Consider the following 17,084-nt stretch of genomic DNA (forward strand, 5'->3'; position numbering starts at 1 on the left):
CTGGTGAACTGAAGGCAGGGATCCCTCCGCCCCTACATCCGCGCCCGGAAGCGTCGGCCCCCGGCCGATCCCGGCCGAGCCGACGGAGTGGTGGTCGATGGGATACGCACTCCACCCGCACAAGGTCAAGATCGTCACGGGGCCACCGCAGGCCGGCGCTCTCCACGAGGTCCGGGCGCGTCTGCGACGTCCTTTCGTCTCCGTCTTCTGGCATCTGCGCGGCCGTTGGCTGCTGCACCGGGGCGTGACGCGTGCCGGGCGGTGGTGGAACCCGCCGTGGACGACCGCGTTGGTGGCGCTCATGGGCCTGCTGACGGCGGGGCTCCTCGCCTGGTGCTTCGTCGCGGTGGTGGACCTCATCGGCAAGACCTCGCTGGTGAACGGCTTCGGACCGCACGACCTGTGCCAGGGGAACGGCAGGAAGGAGAACAACAACGCCGCCGCGTGCGACGCGGTGACGGGCGTGGCCATGCCGATCCTGCTGCTTTCGGCGTCCACCATCCTCTTCCTCTCCTGGCGCCTTTGGCAGGTGCGCCGCTTCTGCACGTACCAGGCCCGGCACGTGCCCGGGCGGCTGGTGCAGACGGCCGGGAGTCTGATGGACGAGGTCGTCGGACGCGACCAGCTCTGCAACGCCATCATGAGGAACCTGAACGACAAGAAGGTCCGGCGGCCTCATGTCGTGGTCGGGGGCGTCGGGGTCGGCAAGACGGCGCTGCTGGTGCGGCTGGCCCAGAAGCTCGCCGCGGTGGGGGCGGTGCCCATCCCCGTGCGGCTGCGGGACGTCCAGGGCGACGAGCCGCTGGACTTCGACGAGTTGGCGCTCGCCCGGTTCCGGGAGATCGTGCGGGCGAAGGTGCGGTCCGAGGGCGAGGTCGACCGGATCTGGCGGTGGCTCAGACAGCGGGCGGACCGGATCGTGGTCCTCGCGGACGGCCTGGAGGAGGCGTTCGCCGAGGACGACATGAGCGGCCGCCGGGACAATCTGATCCGTGACGCGATCCGCAGGGCCGGTGAGGAGGGCCTGCCGCTGGTCATCGCCTCACGGCCGCACGACCCGCTGCGCGCGATGCAGGCGGCCGTGTCCGAGCTGGAGCCGCTGAGCAACGAGGCGGCGCTGCGGTACATCGCCAGCAGCGGCAGCTGGCGCGCCGACCTGACCGTGCTGGACCGCATCGTGGAGGCCGCCGACATGGCGGAGTCCCCGATCTATCTGAAGATCGCCAAGGACCTGCACGCCAAGGACCTGCTGGAACCCCTGTGGGACGGCGGCGGTGATCAGGACCTCCTGCTCTACGACAGCTGGAGGCTGCGGGCGGAGCTGATGGAAACGTGGATCCACGCGCTCATCGACGGATACGTCCACCCCGAGCTGCCCATCGACCACGACACGAGGCTGGCGGTGGTGGAGTACGTCTCGGCGCTCGCGTGCGTGGGGCTGGCCTCGGACAGTGCCGACGTGGGCCTCGGGGAGCTGGGCTCGGCCCTCGGGGAGGCGGACGGCGCGCCGGGGGGCCGGGGTTTCGGGGTGCGGGCCGGGCAGAACACGGAGTGGAACCGGCGGGTCGCCCGCAAACTGGACCGGCGGATGGCGGAGCTGCGGTGGCGCCCGCGGACGTACGCCCTCCGGCGCGGCGCCCCCTGGACCGTGGCCCAGCACCCCTGCCAGGAGGCACCGGGCGGCGCCGACTGGTGGGTGGGGCCCAGGGTCGACATCAGGATCGCCGCGACCTGGGCCACGCGGATGGGGCTGGTCCACGAGAACGGCGACAAGGTGCGCTTCCAGCACAGCATCGTGCAGGCGTATCTCGGCTCCCGGTTCCTGGACGAGATCTTCGAACCCCCGGGCTCGGTGAGCCCGCAGGCCGCCCCGGCCCCCTCGCCCGACGCGCACATCGCCCGGGCGCTGCGGCAGGGCGGGCGGGAACTGCTCATCGCGCTCACCCTGTACTCCCGGTCCCGGAAGGGGCGGTGCGTGTGCGGATCCTCCGGGACGGGCCGGCAGACCTGTCCCGTCGACCGGATGCGGGGGCTGCTCACCGCGCAGGCCAAGGACCTGCTGACCGAGGCGGCCGGCGCCTCGCACACGGTCGGGCGGCAGAGCGACCAGGGTGTGCTGGACGACCGTGACGGTCCCCGGCTGCGGGCGCTGGAGAGCTACGGCGCGGCCGTGGAGATCGACAGTGTCGGGATCGCGCCCCGGCAGGAGGACCTCGTGAAGGAGATCGAGCGGGACTGGCACCGGCTCGGCCGGAACGAGGACCCCGCGCGGCTGCGGGAGGCGAAGCTCGCGCTGGTCAAGCAGTGCGGCACGGCCGTGCGCCGGCTGGCCGCCGTGCGCAGCCGCGCGCCGGGCGACGAGCATCCGGCGTACCCAGTGTACGAGGTCATGTTCAGGATCGGCCGCAAGGAGACGGACCGCCGGGTGCGTGAGGCGCTCGTGAAGGAGGTGGGCGCGGGCGGCGAACCGGCGTACCAGGCGCTGTGCCGCAGGCTCGCCGAGGCGTGCGCCGCCGTCGAGGCCGGGCCACGCCGGTGCCGGGCGGGCCGGGTGACGCCGTCGCCGGACGAGGTGGACGGGCATCGCTCGTTCGGGTGGGACCTGGCGGAGCAGCGGGAGCGGGAGGAGCGCCGGGCGGCGGAGGAGGAGGCGCTGGCGGAGAAGGGCAGATGGAGCTGCAACGCCATGCGCGCCTGGCTGCTGCCGCTGCTCGTGGACTCGTCGATGATGGCCCGGCGCCAGGCGAGTCCCCGTGACGACCTCGACAACTGGGTGCGGGTGGCGTCGCGCGGGGCGGGGGCTCCGATCCACGACGACGGGCCCGGCGCGCCCGTCGGACTGGGCGTGGCGCTGGCGCAGGGGTTCAAGTACGCCGCCAACCGGCGTCCGGGGCCGGGCACGAACCGCCGGGCCCGGGAGTTCCTGGTCAAGCAGGCGCAGGAGCTGCTGAAGGAGAGCAGCTTCTGGTACACGCGGCTGACGCTGCTGCACGCCCTGACGCTGTGGAGCCTGCCCGACGACGTCACCGCCGACCAGCCGATCCGCGGTCCCGGCTCGGACCCCCGGGGTCAGGTGCGGGAGTGGCTGGCGCTGGGCGGCGGGGGCCGCACGGAGCATCCGCTGGTGGCGGGGGCGGCGAAGCTGGCGGTCCGCGCCCTGCAGACGCGGCGGCCGGAGCGGTTCCTGTGGATCGACGAGGCGTCCATGGCCTCCTGCATCGGCACCGAGGTGGGGCTGCCGGGCGAGCAGCGGGCCCACAACCTGTGGATACCGCCGTCCACCGGCTGGAGCACCCTGGATCCGAGGGCGCAGCAGCTGCTCGCGGACGTCCTGCTGCTGATGGTGCTCGGTGAGCGGTCGCACCGCCCGAAGGACGCGTTCCGCATCCTGGAGCTGTGCGCGCGTGAGCCGACCCAGATGCCGTCGTGCGTCCGCAGGGACCGTACGCGGCTGAACCCGGTCCGCGGGGCGGAGCGCGCGGCGCAGCCGGGTTCGAACTGCACGGACGACTGCCGGCTGAAGATGTGCCCGTATCCGGCCAAGGTGGAGAGCCTGCGCATGGAGTTCAGTGAGGTCTTCTGTCTGCACCAGCGGGACATGCTGAAGAAGTGGCAGCCGCGGGCGTGGGCCTCGCTGCGGTTCCGGCGGGAGGCGCCCTGGCAGCGCGAGGTGCCGGTCGCGGGGATGCGCCGCTTCTGGGACCAGATGAGCGACCGGGCCCGGGACATCGACCCCGACTCGGCCCCCGTCTCATCCGACGGACGACGTTTCGCCCGAGTTTCGCGGAGCCGATAGGCTCGCACCCGTGGCTGATATCCAGATCCCCGCTGACATCAAGCCCGCCGACGGACGTTTCGGCGCTGGCCCCTCCAAGGTGCGGACGGAGGCGCTGGACGCGCTGGCCGCGACGGGCACCTCCCTGCTCGGCACCTCCCACCGACAGGCCCCGGTGAAGAACCTGGTCGGCCAGGTGCGCGAGGGCATCAGCGAGCTGTTCTCCCTCCCCGAGGGCTACGAGGTGATCCTCGGCAACGGCGGCTCCACCGCGTTCTGGGACGTCGCGACGCACGGCCTGATCGAGAACAAGAGCCAGCACCTGACCTTCGGCGAGTTCAGCTCGAAGTTCGCCAAGGCCGCCAAGCTGGCCCCGTGGCTGGCCGAGCCGACCGTCGTCTCCTCCGACCCCGGCACGCACCCGGAGCCGGTCGCCGAGGCGGGCGTCGACGTCTACGCCTTCACCCACAACGAGACGTCCACCGGTGTCGCCGCCCCGATCCGGCGGGTGTCCGGTGCCGACGAGGGCGCGCTCGTCCTGGTCGACGCCACCTCCGGCGCCGGCGGTCTGCCCGTCGACATCGCCGAGACCGACGTCTACTACTTCGCCCCGCAGAAGTCCTTCGCCTCCGACGGCGGCCTGTGGATCGGCGTGTTCTCCCCGGCCGCGATCGAGCGCGCCGAGCGGATCCACGCGAGCGGGCGGCACGTCCCGGAGTTCTTCTCGCTGCCCACGGCGATCGACAACTCGCGCAAGAACCAGACGTACAACACCCCGGCGCTCGCCACGCTGTTCCTGCTGAACCAGCAGCTGGAGTGGATCAACGGCCAGGGCGGTCTCGCCTGGTCCACGGCCCGGACGAAGGACTCCTCGACCCGTCTGTACAGCTGGGCGGAGGAGTCGAAGTACGCGACGCCGTTCGTCTCGGACCCGGCCAAGCGCTCCCAGGTCATCGGCACGATCGACTTCGCCGACGAGATCGACGCCGCGGCCGTCGCCAAGGTCCTGCGCGCCAACGGCATCGTCGACACCGAGCCGTACCGCAAGCTGGGCCGCAACCAGCTGCGCGTCGCGATGTTCCCGGCGATCGACCCGGCGGACGTCGAGGCCCTCACCAAGTGCGTCGACTACGTGATCGAGAAGCTCTAGCCGTTCAGCGGTACGACGCCGAAGGGCGCCCGGTGCGGTCACCGGGCGCCCTTCGTGTCGTCCTGCGGGGTGTTGCCCGTGTCGTACGGAATCAGCCGCGGAAGCCGAGGATGCCGTGCAGGGCGGCACCGCCCGTCGCGGTGGACGCACCCGACTGCGCCGACATCTTCTGCGCGGCCTGCGGCTTCGGGTCCGGCAGCTTCTTGCAGACGGCGTCGATCTGGCCCTTGCCGTGCGGCACCTTGCCGTTGCTCAGGTAGGTCGCCAGGTACTTGTCGAGGCAGGAGTTGCCGCTCAGCGAGATGCCGTGGTTGCCGCCGCCCTGCTCGACGACCAGGCTGGAGTTCTTGAGCAGCTTGTGGACGGTGAGGCCGCCCTGGTACGGGGTGGCCGCGTCGTCCGTCGCCTGGAACAGCAGCACCGGCGGAAGCTTGGAGTTGGCGACGTTCACCGGCTTGAGGGTCTTGGTCGGCCAGAACGCGCACGGCGCGTTGTACCAGGCGTTGTTCCAGGCCATGAAGGGCGCCTTCTTGTAGACGTCCCAGTTGTCCTTCTGCCACGTGCTCCACTTGCGCGGCCAGGACGCGTCACGGCACTGCACGGCGGTGTAGATGCTGTAGCCGTTGTCGCCGGAGGCGTCGACGGCGGCGATGTTCTGGTACGCCTCGACCAGCGGCTCGGCGTTCTTGTCGCCCACGTAGGCGGCGAACGCCTCGGCGAGCGTGGGCCAGTAGCCGTTGTAGTAGCCACCGGGGATGAAGGTGTCCTCCAGCTCGGAGGCGCCCACCTTCACCTTGCCGCCCACGGGCTTCTCGGCGAGGTCCGCGCGCATGGCGTACCACGCGGCCTCGATCTTGGCCGGGTCGGTGCCGAGCTTGTAGGTGGCGTTGTTCTTGGCGATCCACTTCATGAGCGCCTTGTGGCGCTTGTCGAAGGCGTAGTCCTGGTCGAGGTTGTCCTCGTACCAGACGCCCGTCGGGTCGACGATGGAGTCCAGCACCACGCGGCGCACGCGCTCGGGGTACTGCTTGGCGTAGACGGCGCCGAGGTAGGTGCCGTACGAGTAGCCGAAGTAGTTGATCTTCTTGGCGCCGAGCGCCTTGCGGATCGCGTCCATGTCCTTCACGGCGTTGGCCGTGTTGATGTGCGGCAGGACGTCCTTGTACTTGGCCGCGCAGGCCGCGGCGAAGGACTGGGCTCGGTCGAGGTTGGCCTTCTCGAGCGTCGGCGTGCTGGGCACGGAGTCCGGGCGCACCGGGTTGAAGTGTCCCGGCTTGCAGTTCAGGGCGGGCTTGCTGGCCCCCACGCCGCGCGGGTCGAAGCCGATGACGTCGTACTGGGACGCGACGGCCTTGGGCAGGGAGCCGGCCACGAAACCGGCCAGCGACAGGCCGCTGCCGCCGGGGCCGCCGGGGTTGACCAGCAGCGGGCCCTGGTATTTCTTCGCGGTGTGCGGCACCCGTGACAGCGCCAGCGTGATCTTCTTCCCGCCCGGCTTGGCGTAGTCCAGCGGCACCTTGACCGACGCGCACTGCATCGTCGGGGCGCTGTCCGTGGCGCACTTCTTCCAGGAGACCTTCGCGGCGGCGGCCTGCACGGTGTTCACGGAGTGCGGCGCGCTGGCGTTGGCGGGGGCGGCTGCGAGCGTCCCGGCCAGTACGACGGTGGCGCCGCTGAACACGGCTGCGCTTCTCTTCATGGAGTTCTCTCTGAACAGTGAGGGGGGTTCCAGGTCCGCGAGGTACGCGGCCCGTGCCGCATGGTTCCCGAAGATCGCGCCGCGCATCAGCAGATTCGACCAAGACTTGACTGAATTGAGTCATTGGAAACCCTCAAATTACCCACAGAAAAGGCGACTTGGCCCATCCGGGACATCGGCGAGCCGGCCCTTCGACAGAGCGCCCGGCGGTCACCGGGCGCCCCCGTCTCATGTCGCCGCGCAGCTCACGCTCGGCACACCTCCGCCCCCGGGCGCGCCCCCGAAACCGAGGGTCGCCGAAGTGCCCGCGGCGAGAGCGCCGTTGTGGGCGGCGTTCGTCGCGGTGACCGTCGATCCGGTCTGGGTGTACGTCGCGTTCCACATGTTCGTGACCTTCTGGGAGCCGCTCCAGGTCCAGGTGACCTTCCAGGACTTGAGCGCGGTCGTCCCGGTGTTGGTCACCTTCACCTCGGCGTTGAAGCCGCCGCCCCAGTCGCTGCTGACGGTGTAGACGGCGGCGCAGGAGGGCGCCCCGCCGCCGGGGTCACCTGGGTCGCCGGGATCGCCCGAGCCGCCGCCCGGTGGGAAGCCCGGCGCCTTGACGCTCGTCAGATAGCCGTCCTTCACCGTGTCGACGGTCTGCCAGTCGTCCTTCAGGATGCCTCCGGTGTCACCGGAGTTGGGGTTCCAGGACCAGAACGTCCAGTGGAAGGAGTCGTTGCCGTACGTCGAGGTCGAGCGGAGGTACGTCACCAGGGCGGCCAGCCAGCGCTGGTCGACGGTGGACTGGAGGGTCGTACCGAACTCGCCCACCCAGACGGGGGCGATGTTCTGCTTGAAGATGTAGCCCCAGTAACGGTCCCAGACGCCCGGCATGTTGGCGGGGAAGTTCGGGTCACTGAACCAGCTCTGCTGGGCCACGCTGGTGGCGTAGTCGTGGGCGGAGTAGACGAGCCGGTTGGGCACGTCGAGCCGTACGGGGTGGTCGGCCACGCCCATCAGGTTGCCGCCCCACCAGCCCGAGACGCCGTTGTACGACTGGACGCCCTCGACGAGGACCAGGAGGTCGGGGTTGACGGAGAGGACCGCGTTGCCGGCGCGTTCGGCGGCGAGACGCCAGTCCCTGGCCGTGTCGCCGCAGCCCCAGCAGGCGGGGTCGTGCGGCTCGTTGTGGAGGTCGATACCGATGACGGTGGAGTCGCCCTTGTAACGGACCGCCAGTGCCTTGAGGTTGGCGATCCACGTCGACTCGGGGACCGCCGAGGTGTACCAGAGCGCCGACTGGCCCGCCGCGTCCGGGCGGTGCCGGTCGAGGATGACCTTCAGACCGCTCCGCCCGGCGTGCGCGACCATCTTGTCCAGGACCTGGAGCGAGGTCAGACCGCGCAGATCGGCGTTCTTGCCGTCGGAGAAGTTGAGGCTGTCGGGCATGGTGCCCGGCTTGAGGATGTCGTCGCTGTAGGGCACGCGCAGGGTGTTGTAGCCCAGCGACCTGATCTGGTCGATCATGCTCTTGTAGTCGCGGGACCAGAGGCCGTGGGGCACGTGGTTGGTGGTCTCGAAGCCGAACCAGTTGATGCCGGCGATCCGCACCGACTGGTTGTTCGCGTCCAGGATCTGGCGCCCGTCGGTGTGCCAGTAGCCGGCACCGGCGGCGGCCTCGGCCGCGGCGGCCGACTGGGCGCCGCCGGCCAGTGGCAGCACCAGCACGGCGGCGGCCGCGCACAGGGCGCCCAGGGTTCTCCGTAAGCTGCGGAACATGACGCTGCTTCCTCCTCGGGAGGCGGGGCCCGGAACAGGTGGGAGCGCTCCCACCACCCGCACCCCCCATGGAAGACAGGTCACATGAACACGTCAAGGCGTCCGACGCACCGTTGTGCGCCGGACGCCCTCACCGTGCGACCCGCAGACCGTACCCGCGTGCCGTACGTCAGCGGCTCAGCTTCTTGAACCTCCGCACCGCCAACGGCAGGAAGACCAGCGTGATCACCACCGGCCACACGCCCGCCATCAGCAGCGCGTGCTGCTCGACCCAGGAGTCACCACCGCCGACCGGGGTCCCGAACAGTTCACGGGTGGCGGCCGCCGTGGAGGAGAGCGGGTTCCAGGCGGCGACCCAGCCGAGCCAGTCGGGCATGAGCTGGGGGGCCACGTAGATGCTGGAGATCATGGTCAGCGGGAAGGCGACCACGAAGAGGCCGCCAGCCGCCTCCGGGTTGGGCACCAGGAGGCCGAGCCAGACCCCGATCCAGATCAGCGCGAACCGCAGCCACAGCAGCAGACCGAACGCGGCGAGGAAGCCGGGACCCGCGTCGGGGCGCCAGCCCATCGCGAGGGCCGTCAGCATCATGATGGCCAACTCCGCGCAGGCGACCAGCAGATCGGTCACCCCGCGCCCGGCGACCACCGCCGACGGCGCCATGGGCATGGAGCGGAAGCGGTCGATGACTCCCTTGGTCGAGTCGTGGACCACGAGGGTCGCGGTGTTGATGAACCCGAAGGCCATCGTCATGGCGAACATGCCCGGCATCAGGAAGTCCCGGTAGTCGCCGCCACCGGGCACCTGCATGGCGCTGCCGAAGACATAGCCGTAGAGGAGGACGGACAGGATCGGGAAGCCGAGCTGCCAGGCGATGTTGACCGGCTGGCGCCGGTAGTGGGTGAGGCCGCGGCCGACGATGTTCCCGACGTCGGCGAGCAGCCAGGACGTACGGCCGCGGACGGGGCGGTCGGTGAGGTCCAGGGCGCTGATGCCGGCGCCGGAGCCGGCGCTCGGACGGGTACCCGGGCTGATGCCGGTGCTCATGCGGCGGCCTCCTTCGGCTGCGACGCGGGCTTCAAGGGGTCCCGCTCCCCGGGCGGTTCGGTGCGGTGTCCGGTCAGCCGCAGGAACACGTCGTCCAGGCTGGGCCGGCGCAGACCGATGTCCTCGACGGCGACGCCCTCCTCCTGGAGCGTGCGGGCCACCTCCGTCAGCGCGTTCACCCGGTCGGTCACCGACGCGTGCACGCGCAGTTCGGTCTCGTCCGACTCCGGTTCGCCGTCGGCCACGCGGGCGACGACCTTCACCGCGCGCGGGATGTCGGCGCGGTCCGCCACGACGACCTCGACGCGGTCGCCGCCCACGGTGTTCTTCAGGCCGTCGGGGGTGTCGTCCGCGATGGCCCGGCCCTGGTCGATGACGGTGATGCGAGAGGCCAGCTTGTCGGCCTCCTCCAGGTACTGCGTGGTCAGCAGGACGGTCGTGCCGCCCGCGACCAGCGCCCGCACCGAGTCCCAGACCTCACCCCGGCTGCGCGGGTCGAGGCCGGTGGTCGGCTCGTCCAGGAAGAGGACGGCCGGGGCGAGGATCATCGAGGCGGCGAGGTCCAGACGGCGCCGCATACCGCCGCTGTACTTGCCGACGCCCTTGTCGGCGGCGTCGGCGAGGTCGAACTGGTCGAGCAGCTCGGTCGCGCGCAGCTTGGCCTTCCGGCCGCCCAGATGGAAGAGCCGGCCGAACATCTCCAGGTTCTGCCGCCCCGTCAGCACCTCGTCCACCGCCGCGTACTGGCCGGTGAGGCCGATCCTCGCCCGGACCTCACGGGGCCGCCGGGCCACATCGAGACCGGCGACCGTCGCCCGTCCGCCGTCCAGCCTGACCAGGGTGGAGAGGATGCGGACGGCGGTGGTCTTGCCCGCGCCGTTCGGACCGAGGAGGCCGTGGACCGTGCCCTCGCGGACGGCCAGGTCGAAGCCGTCGAGCGCGCGTTTCTCGCCGTACCGCTTCTCCAGGCCCTCCGCCCGTACCGCGTACCTGTCGCCGTTTCCCTCGCTCACGGGTCCCCCTTCGCTAGAACTGAGTACACCGTACCCTAATTCGCGTACGTCGTACTCAGTTTTTTCCCGGGGGCTTAAACTCGGGCGCATGACAAGGGGCGAGAGCGGTACGGAGACCAGCGGCAGCGGCGACATCGTCCGTACGCTCGAACTGCTGTGGGACACCGGGCGGCGTCCCAGCCGGGGGCCCAAACCGGGGCTGACGCTGGAGCGGATCGTGGAGGCGGCGGTCCGGGTCGCCGACGCGGAGGGGCTGGAGGCCGTGTCGATGCGGCGGGTCGCCACGGAACTGGGGACCGGCACCATGTCGCTGTACCGCTATGTACCCGGCAAGGCCGAACTCCTCGACCTGATGCTCGACCGGGTGCAACGGCCCTCCGACGATCCGGCCGGCCTCGGTGACGGCGGCTGGCGGTCCGCGCTGGAGGCGCTGGGCCGGGCGACGCTCGCCCTCTACCGCCGCCACCCGTGGCTGCTCCAGGTCAACCAGACCCGGCCGATCCTCGGGCCCGGCGCGCTCGACGGCATGGAGAAGGTCCTCTCCCGGATCAAGTCCATGGGGTTGACCGACCCCGAGCTGGTCTCCGCGATCATCGCGATCGACGGCTATGTGGTCGGCGCCGCCCGCACCCAGCTCTACGAGGCGGAGGTGGAACGCCGGACCGGGCTCACCGACGCCGAATTCTGGGCGGCACAGGCCCCCATGCTGGAGAAGTTCATGGCGTCCGGCCGCTATCCGATGCTGGCCGGACTGTCCGAGGACGCGTTCGGCCGGGACTTCGACCACTTCGAGTTCGGCCTCCAGCGGATCCTGGACGGCCTGGAGGTGCTGGTGACCCGGCGGGGCGCGGACAAGGGCGCCGTGGGTGAGGGCGAGGGCAGGAACGCCGCCGCAGGCGGGGGCGTGGCGGGCTGAATCAGTGCGGGGCGAGGACGCAGAACTCGTGGCCCTCCGGGTCGGCGAGGCAGGTCCACGGGACGTCGCCCTGGCCGACGTCGAGGTCGGTGGCGCCGAGGGCCCGCAGCCGGTCCACCTCCGCCGCCTGGTCGTCACCGGGATACGGCAGCAGGTCGAGGTGGACCCGGTCCGGCACGGTCTTCACGCCGGGCGTGCGCAGGAACTCCAGATACGGGCCGACCCCCTGGGCCGAGCGCAGCACCGCATGGTCGTCGGTCACCTCGTGCAGAGCCCAGTCGACTCGCCTCGCCCCAGAAACGGGCCATGGCCCGGGGGTCCGCGCAGTCGACGACCACCACGGCGATCGGCCCGGTGTCCCGGTAGACCTCCCGGGGCTCCAGCACACAGAACTCGTTGCCCTCCGGGTCGGCGAGGACCGTCCACGGCACGTCGTCCTGGCCCACGTCTGCGGGCGTCGCACCGAGCGCCCGCAGACGCGCGACCAGCTCCGCCTGCTGGGCTGCCGAGGTGGTGGCGAGGTCGAGGTGCACCCGGTTCTTCGTCGGCGACTTGCGCTCCGGCACGGGGACCACGTCGACCCCGACGGCGACCGGATGCGGCCAGACGAGACCGCCGGGGGGCCCGACGTAGGTGGCCACCCCGGGGCTGTAGGCGGTCCAGCCGAGCGCCTGCGCCCAGAACCGGCCGACCACCGAGGCGTCGACGGCCTTGACGATCACATGAACGGGTCGCAGCGCCATACCGGTGATCCTATGCGGCCCCTGACGGACGACCCGTCAGGACGGGCGGCGCCGGACGCGTTTGACGCCCCACACGACGACGATGGCCCCGGCCACGGCGATCGCGCCGACCTTGAAGCCCGGACTGGCGCCTGCGCCGTCCTCCGCGGCGGACGAGCCGCCCTCGTCGGAGGAGGACGCTCCGGAGCCACCGCCTGAGCCGCCTTTGGAGCCGCCGGGGGCCTCCCGGGCGACGACCGTGCTGCCCTCACCCTCACTGCCGTACATGATCTTCGAGCCGTCGGTGGTGTACGTGAGGGACTCCCCCTGCCGTTGCAGGGGCACGCTCAGCCGGTCGGCCTTCTTGATCTCGCCGCCGTTCCAGTCGTAGAGGACCGCGCCGAAGTACGAGCGCAGGGCGAGGTGCTTCCCGTCGGGCGAGAACGCCCCGTCGGTGACCTCGAGGTCGGGCACGGAGGCGACCTTCCTGAAGACGTTCGTGCCGGACGCGGAGAGTTCGGCCGGGGCCTCGTACAGCGAACCCCCCGCCTCGTTCTTGTCGGCGATGTAGACCCGCCCGGTCTTCGGATGCACCATCAGCGCCTCCGCGTCCCGCGCCCCGTCCTCGTACTTCACCACGTACTGCGTGGCCCTGAGCGTCTGGTCCTTGAGCTGCTTCGGCTCCGGCAGCTCGTAGATCCACACGTACTGCCAGGTACCGCCGAGGTTGTCACCGATGTCGCCGACGTAGAGGTGGTTGTCCGGGCCGATGGAGATCGCCTCGACGTCCCGCGGTGTGCCGACGCCGGTCAACGTCACCGTCGCGACCGTCTTCCCGGTCCTGCCGTCCACGGCGTACAGGAACGCCCCGTCGTCGCTGTCGTTGTGGGTCCAGTACACCCCGGGGTGCTGACGCGAGGCGGCGAGACCGCTGGACTCGGTGATCCTCGTGTCCTTCATCGTGAAGGTGCCGTCGTCGGCGACCGCGGGCAGGGCCGGCACGGCGGCGAGCAGAGCCCCGGCGAGCACGGCGAGACCGGCGAGGAGGGGGCGGCGGGGTGGTCGGCGCATGCCTCCCACCCTGCCATGCCGCTCCGCCGGGCGGGGGTGGTGAAGCGCCGTGGGGGCGGGGTGGGTGGTCGCGTACTGGTCGTGCCCGGCCGATCTCACCGTTCCCCGCGCCCCTGACGGTGCCTGCCGCCCTTCACGACGTGGCGATGCTCACAGGAGGACGTCACGCGGCCCCTCCTACCGATGGGTAGCGATCGTTCATGATGAAGCAATGCTCAGGTTCATGCCCGTAGGCGACTCCATGACGATCGGGAGCGCGGGCGAACACACATGGCGCTACCGGCTCTGGCGGCACCTGTGCGCGTCGCACGACGGCCCCTTCCGGATCGTCGGCCCGCGCGAGACGCTGTACGACAAGGCGACCGACGCCCCCACGTCGTACGAGTACGCCGACAGCGACCCCCGCTTCCCCCGCGCCCACCTCGCCGGGTGGGGCGAGGGCTGGCTGCACATGGCCCCGCTGATCGCCGACGCGATCCGCGCCCACCGCGCGAACGTCCTCCTCGTCTCCCTCGGCCTCATCGACCTGGGCTTCTACACGGACGCCGAGCAGACCATCGAGAACACCCGCCGCTTCGTCACCGCCGCCCGGGAGGCCGACCCGCGCATCCGCATGGTCCTCCTGCCGGTCATCCCGAACGTCCGCGCCGAGGGCGACGCCGCCTTCGCCGCGCAGGTCGCCCGCTTCAACGAACTCCTCGCCAAGACGGCCGCCGACCTCGACGAACCCCGCTCCGAGCTGCTCCTGGCCTCCCCGCCCCCGGCGTACGACATCCACCTGGACACCTACGACGGCACCCACCCCAACGCTTCGGGCGAGCACCGCATCGCGGCGGCCTTCGCGGGTGCGATGCACGAGGCGTGGGGGCTGGGCGGCCCCTACGAGCTGCCGTAGCGCCGGGCCTCCCCCACCGGGGCACGTCCGTCAGACGCCTCCAGGGGTCCTCCTGGTGGCCGTCACCAGCGCGAACGACAGGTACTCGCCCCCGTCGGCCTCCAGCATGTCGACGACGGCCTGGTTGTCCTTCTCGGGTCGCCGCTCGGCGACCGCCCGCGCCCAGAGCAGCCAGTCCCGCCAGCCGTCCTCCTGGAGGCGCGCCGAGGTGACGTCGACGAGCTCGGTGATCGCCCACTGGAACCGCCACCACTCGGCGGTGTGCCAGGCGATGGCCTCCCAGCCCACGAGGTCCTTGATGTGGGCGGGGATGCGCCCGAGGTCCCGCGCCTCCCGCGTCATGGCGGGCGTGGCGACGCCCAGCTGTCCGCCGCTCCGCAGGAACCGCACGAGGTACGGCAGATAGCTGTCGGCCGTCCCGAAGTACTCGAACACGTCGACGCTCACGACGGCGTCGAAGCTCCCCTCCTCGAACGGCAGGGTGTGCGCCTCCGCTCGCACGGCCGTCACCCGGTCCGTCACCCCGGCCGCCTCGAACACGACCGCCGCCTCCTCCGCCGCGATCCACCAGTCGGCGGCGACGACCTCCACGCCGAACTCCCGCGCCAGGAACACCGAGGTCGCTCCCTTCCCCGACCCGAGGTCCAGCACCCGCATCCCCGGCCGGAGTTCGAGGTTCTCGACCAGGTTCTCGAGCAGCCACAGCGGATTCGGCCCCATGTCGAGACCGAGCAGCCAGGAGGGGTCGTAGGCGGAGGAACGGGGGTAGCGGTCGGGGCGTACGAGGGCGTCCAGCGCGGTGGTGGTCATGACAGCCGACCCAACCGGGCCGGTCCGCGGCTCCGCAACCGAGTTCCGCGGCACCGCACATGTCCTGGTCACCGTGCGTATCGTTGTACTGCGCGGCTGTTCGCGACCCAGCGGCAGCCGGGGAGGAGCGCCACGATGACCTTCCTTGACGACAGGATCGAGATGGCCGAGCACAACGGCGAACTCACGCTCGACACCATGTTCGAGTGGCTGGAGCAGATGCCCGTCCCCGAGGGATTCAAGGTCGAGATCGTCGAGGGGGCCATCTTCATGTCGCCGCAGCGGGACACGCACTGGGAGATCATCCTGGACATCATCGAACAGTTGCGCACCGCATACCCGCGCAAGCGTCTGAAGTCTGACGTCCGTATCGACTATCCGGGCCACCTCAACGGGTTCTCGACCGACGTGACCCTGATGTCCCGCGACGCCGTCAAGGACTCCAAGGGCCTGTGGAGCTGCGAGGACGTCGAGTTCGTCGCCGAGGTCATCTCCAAAGGAACCGCGGCCAACGACTACGGCCCCAAGAAGACCGCCTACGCGACCGCCGAGGTCCCCGTCTACCTGATCGCGGACCCGTACCAGGGCAAGTGCCACCTGTACCGGCATCCCAAGCAGGGTGAGTACATCACCGAGACGACCGTCCCGTTCGGCTACGAGCTGGACCTCACCGACACCGTCGTCGGCCTCACCCTCAAGACCGACGAGTTCCCCCGCGACTGAGCAGCGGCCCGGCCTCGCCAAGGGGCCGCCAAGGTGTGGCCAAGTCCCGTTCTCGGGGCGGGCGTCGGCTTGCCCGGGAGGCGCCCGCTCGCTTGGATGGCGCGGTCGGCGTGAGCACGGGCTGCGTCGCGCACGGCGACGGGGGGTGGGCCCGAGGTGGTGGCGACGGGGGCGGCCGGGCGGGCTCTGGGCCGGGAGTTCCGGTGGCTGTGGACGGCGTACGCGGTCAGCACCTGCGGTACGCGCCTGGCCTTCGACGCACTCCCCCTGATCGCGGTCCTGGTCCTGGACGTCGGCCCGGCGGAGGTCTCGGCCCTGGCGGCCACCGGTCTGGCCGTGGGCGCGGCGGTGGCCGTACCCCTCGGCCCCTGGGTGGAGTTCCGCCGAAAGCGCCCGGTGATGATCGGGACCGATCTGCTCCGTGCCGGCGCGCTACTGACCGTCCCCGCTGCCTACGCCCTCGACCTGCTGTCCTTCCCACAGCTGCTGCTGGTCTCGATCGTCGTCGCCGCGGCCGACATCACCTTCGGCGCTGCGAGCGGCGCCTTCCTCAAGTCCCTGGTCCCCCCGGAGCACCTCCTCGCCGCGAACGGCCGCTTCGAGGCCACCAACTGGACCGCGACCATGCTCGGCCCGCCGCTGGGCGGCGCCGCGATCGGTCTCCTCGGCCCCGTGGTCACCCTTATCACCGACGCGGTCAGCTATCTCCTCTCCGCGACGGCCCTCCGGGCGATCGGCGACACCGAGCGCCCCGCGAAGCGCCCCGCGCACCCGGCGAAAGCGCCCTCGGACGGAACACCCTCCCAGGCGACGGCGCCCCGCCTCCGCGCCCGCGACCTGCTCGACGGCTGGCGGTACATCCTCACCAGCCCGGCGCTGCGCCCCCTGTTCTTCAACACGATCCTGGTCAACGGCCTGATCATGGCGACCGCGCCGCTGCTGCTGGTCCTGATGGTCGGCGAGCTGGGCTTCGCGCCCTGGCAGTACGGTCTGGCCTTCGCGCTGCCCTGCATGGGCGGTCTGATCGGTTCGCGGCTCGCCCGGCGGCTCGTCGCCCGCCACGGACAGCGCCGGGTCCTGCTGGCGACGGGCGCGCTGCGGGCGTGCTGGCCGGTGGGGCTGGCGTTCATCCACCCCGGTGTCACCGGGCTGGTCCTGGTGATGGCCGTGGAGCTGGGCCTGATCACCTGCATGGGCGTCTTCAACCCGGTGATGGCCACCTACCGCCTCGACGAGACCCCGCCGGACCGGGTCGCCCGCACCCTGTCCGCCTGGTCGGTGACCAGCAAACTGACGATCGCCGCGCTGACCGCCCTGTGGGGCCTCCTGGCCGCCGTCACCGACCCCCGCACGGCGGTCGCCGCGGCCGGCGCCCTCATGCTCGCCACCCCGCTGCTCCTCCCCCGCCGCCGGCGGTCACAGCCTTCCCCGGAGGACCACGGGGCCGAGCTGAAGGGCTGACGGCTGGTCGCCGGGCGGCGACAGGGCCGGGCCCACCCACGCG

General features: G+C 71.2%; 12 protein-coding genes and 1 pseudogene. 6 read left to right on the forward strand and 7 right to left on the reverse strand.

The features are described 5' to 3' along the window. The first annotated feature begins 97 nt into the window (after nucleotides 1–97). Together ACZ43N_RS29700 and serC are read left to right on the forward strand one after the other, a co-directional pair. Nucleotides 98–3,796: an NACHT domain-containing protein gene (locus ACZ43N_RS29700; protein ID WP_468101882.1), complete on the forward strand. Its 3,699-nt coding sequence runs from the start codon at nucleotides 98–100 to the stop codon at nucleotides 3,794–3,796. Nucleotides 3,797–3,806: 10 nt separating this feature from the next. Beyond that, nucleotides 3,807–4,925 carry a phosphoserine transaminase gene (gene serC / locus ACZ43N_RS29705; RefSeq protein ID WP_468101884.1) on the forward strand — a complete coding sequence of 373 codons (1,119 nt, stop codon included), beginning with the start codon at nucleotides 3,807–3,809 and terminating at the stop codon, nucleotides 4,923–4,925. A gap of 91 nt (nucleotides 4,926–5,016) precedes the next feature. Here serC and ACZ43N_RS29710 read toward each other — a convergent pair whose 3' ends face one another. The 4 genes from ACZ43N_RS29710 to ACZ43N_RS29725 form a co-directional block, all read right to left on the reverse strand. Beyond that, a complete protein-coding gene (locus tag ACZ43N_RS29710) occupies nucleotides 5,017–6,624 on the reverse strand; it encodes an alpha/beta hydrolase (protein WP_468101886.1) in 1,608 nt (535 codons plus the stop codon). Between the two features lie 228 nt (nucleotides 6,625–6,852). After that, nucleotides 6,853–8,385, reverse strand: a complete 1,533-nt coding sequence (locus ACZ43N_RS29715) for a cellulase family glycosylhydrolase (RefSeq protein ID WP_468101888.1) — start codon at nucleotides 8,383–8,385, stop codon at nucleotides 6,853–6,855. A 169-nt stretch (nucleotides 8,386–8,554) separates the two neighbouring features. Continuing rightward, nucleotides 8,555–9,376: an ABC transporter permease gene (locus ACZ43N_RS29720; RefSeq protein WP_468102070.1), complete on the reverse strand. Its 822-nt coding sequence runs from the start codon at nucleotides 9,374–9,376 to the stop codon at nucleotides 8,555–8,557. Between the two features lie 50 nt (nucleotides 9,377–9,426). Then, the gene (locus tag ACZ43N_RS29725) at nucleotides 9,427–10,443 is read right to left on the reverse strand and encodes an ATP-binding cassette domain-containing protein (RefSeq protein ID WP_468101890.1); all 1,017 of its coding nucleotides are present in this window, start codon (nucleotides 10,441–10,443) and stop codon (nucleotides 9,427–9,429) included. An 88-nt stretch (nucleotides 10,444–10,531) separates the two neighbouring features. Here ACZ43N_RS29725 and ACZ43N_RS29730 point away from each other — a divergent pair, with 88 nt between their 5' ends. Then, nucleotides 10,532–11,359, forward strand: a complete 828-nt coding sequence (locus ACZ43N_RS29730) for a TetR/AcrR family transcriptional regulator (RefSeq protein ID WP_468101893.1) — start codon at nucleotides 10,532–10,534, stop codon at nucleotides 11,357–11,359. Nucleotide 11,360: 1 nt separating this feature from the next. Here ACZ43N_RS29730 and ACZ43N_RS29735 read toward each other — a convergent pair. Beyond that, nucleotides 11,361–12,102, reverse strand: a pseudogene (locus ACZ43N_RS29735) (VOC family protein). A gap of 36 nt (nucleotides 12,103–12,138) precedes the next feature. Then, entirely contained in the window at nucleotides 12,139–13,152 is a 1,014-nt protein-coding gene (locus ACZ43N_RS29740) for a WD40 repeat domain-containing protein (RefSeq protein WP_468101895.1), read from the reverse strand. Nucleotides 13,153–13,363: 211 nt separating this feature from the next. Here ACZ43N_RS29740 and ACZ43N_RS29745 point away from each other — a divergent pair, with 211 nt between their 5' ends. After that, complete coding sequence (locus tag ACZ43N_RS29745; protein WP_468101897.1) at nucleotides 13,364–14,047, forward strand: GDSL-type esterase/lipase family protein; 684 nt, start codon at nucleotides 13,364–13,366, stop codon at nucleotides 14,045–14,047. Nucleotides 14,048–14,077: 30 nt separating this feature from the next. Here ACZ43N_RS29745 and ACZ43N_RS29750 read toward each other — a convergent pair whose 3' ends face one another. Beyond that, nucleotides 14,078–14,857: a methyltransferase domain-containing protein gene (locus tag ACZ43N_RS29750; protein WP_468101899.1), complete on the reverse strand. Its 780-nt coding sequence runs from the start codon at nucleotides 14,855–14,857 to the stop codon at nucleotides 14,078–14,080. 135 nt (nucleotides 14,858–14,992) lie between these two features. Here ACZ43N_RS29750 and ACZ43N_RS29755 point away from each other — a divergent pair, with 135 nt between their 5' ends. Continuing rightward, the gene (locus tag ACZ43N_RS29755; RefSeq protein ID WP_468101902.1) at nucleotides 14,993–15,580 is read left to right on the forward strand and encodes a Uma2 family endonuclease; all 588 of its coding nucleotides are present in this window, start codon (nucleotides 14,993–14,995) and stop codon (nucleotides 15,578–15,580) included. 156 nt (nucleotides 15,581–15,736) lie between these two features. Beyond that, on the forward strand, nucleotides 15,737–17,041 hold the full coding sequence (locus ACZ43N_RS29760; RefSeq protein WP_468101904.1) for an MFS transporter: 1,305 nt from the start codon (nucleotides 15,737–15,739) through the stop codon (nucleotides 17,039–17,041). Nucleotides 17,042–17,084 lie beyond the last annotated feature (43 nt).

The organism is Streptomyces sp. NPDC030814 (assembly GCF_055572155.1).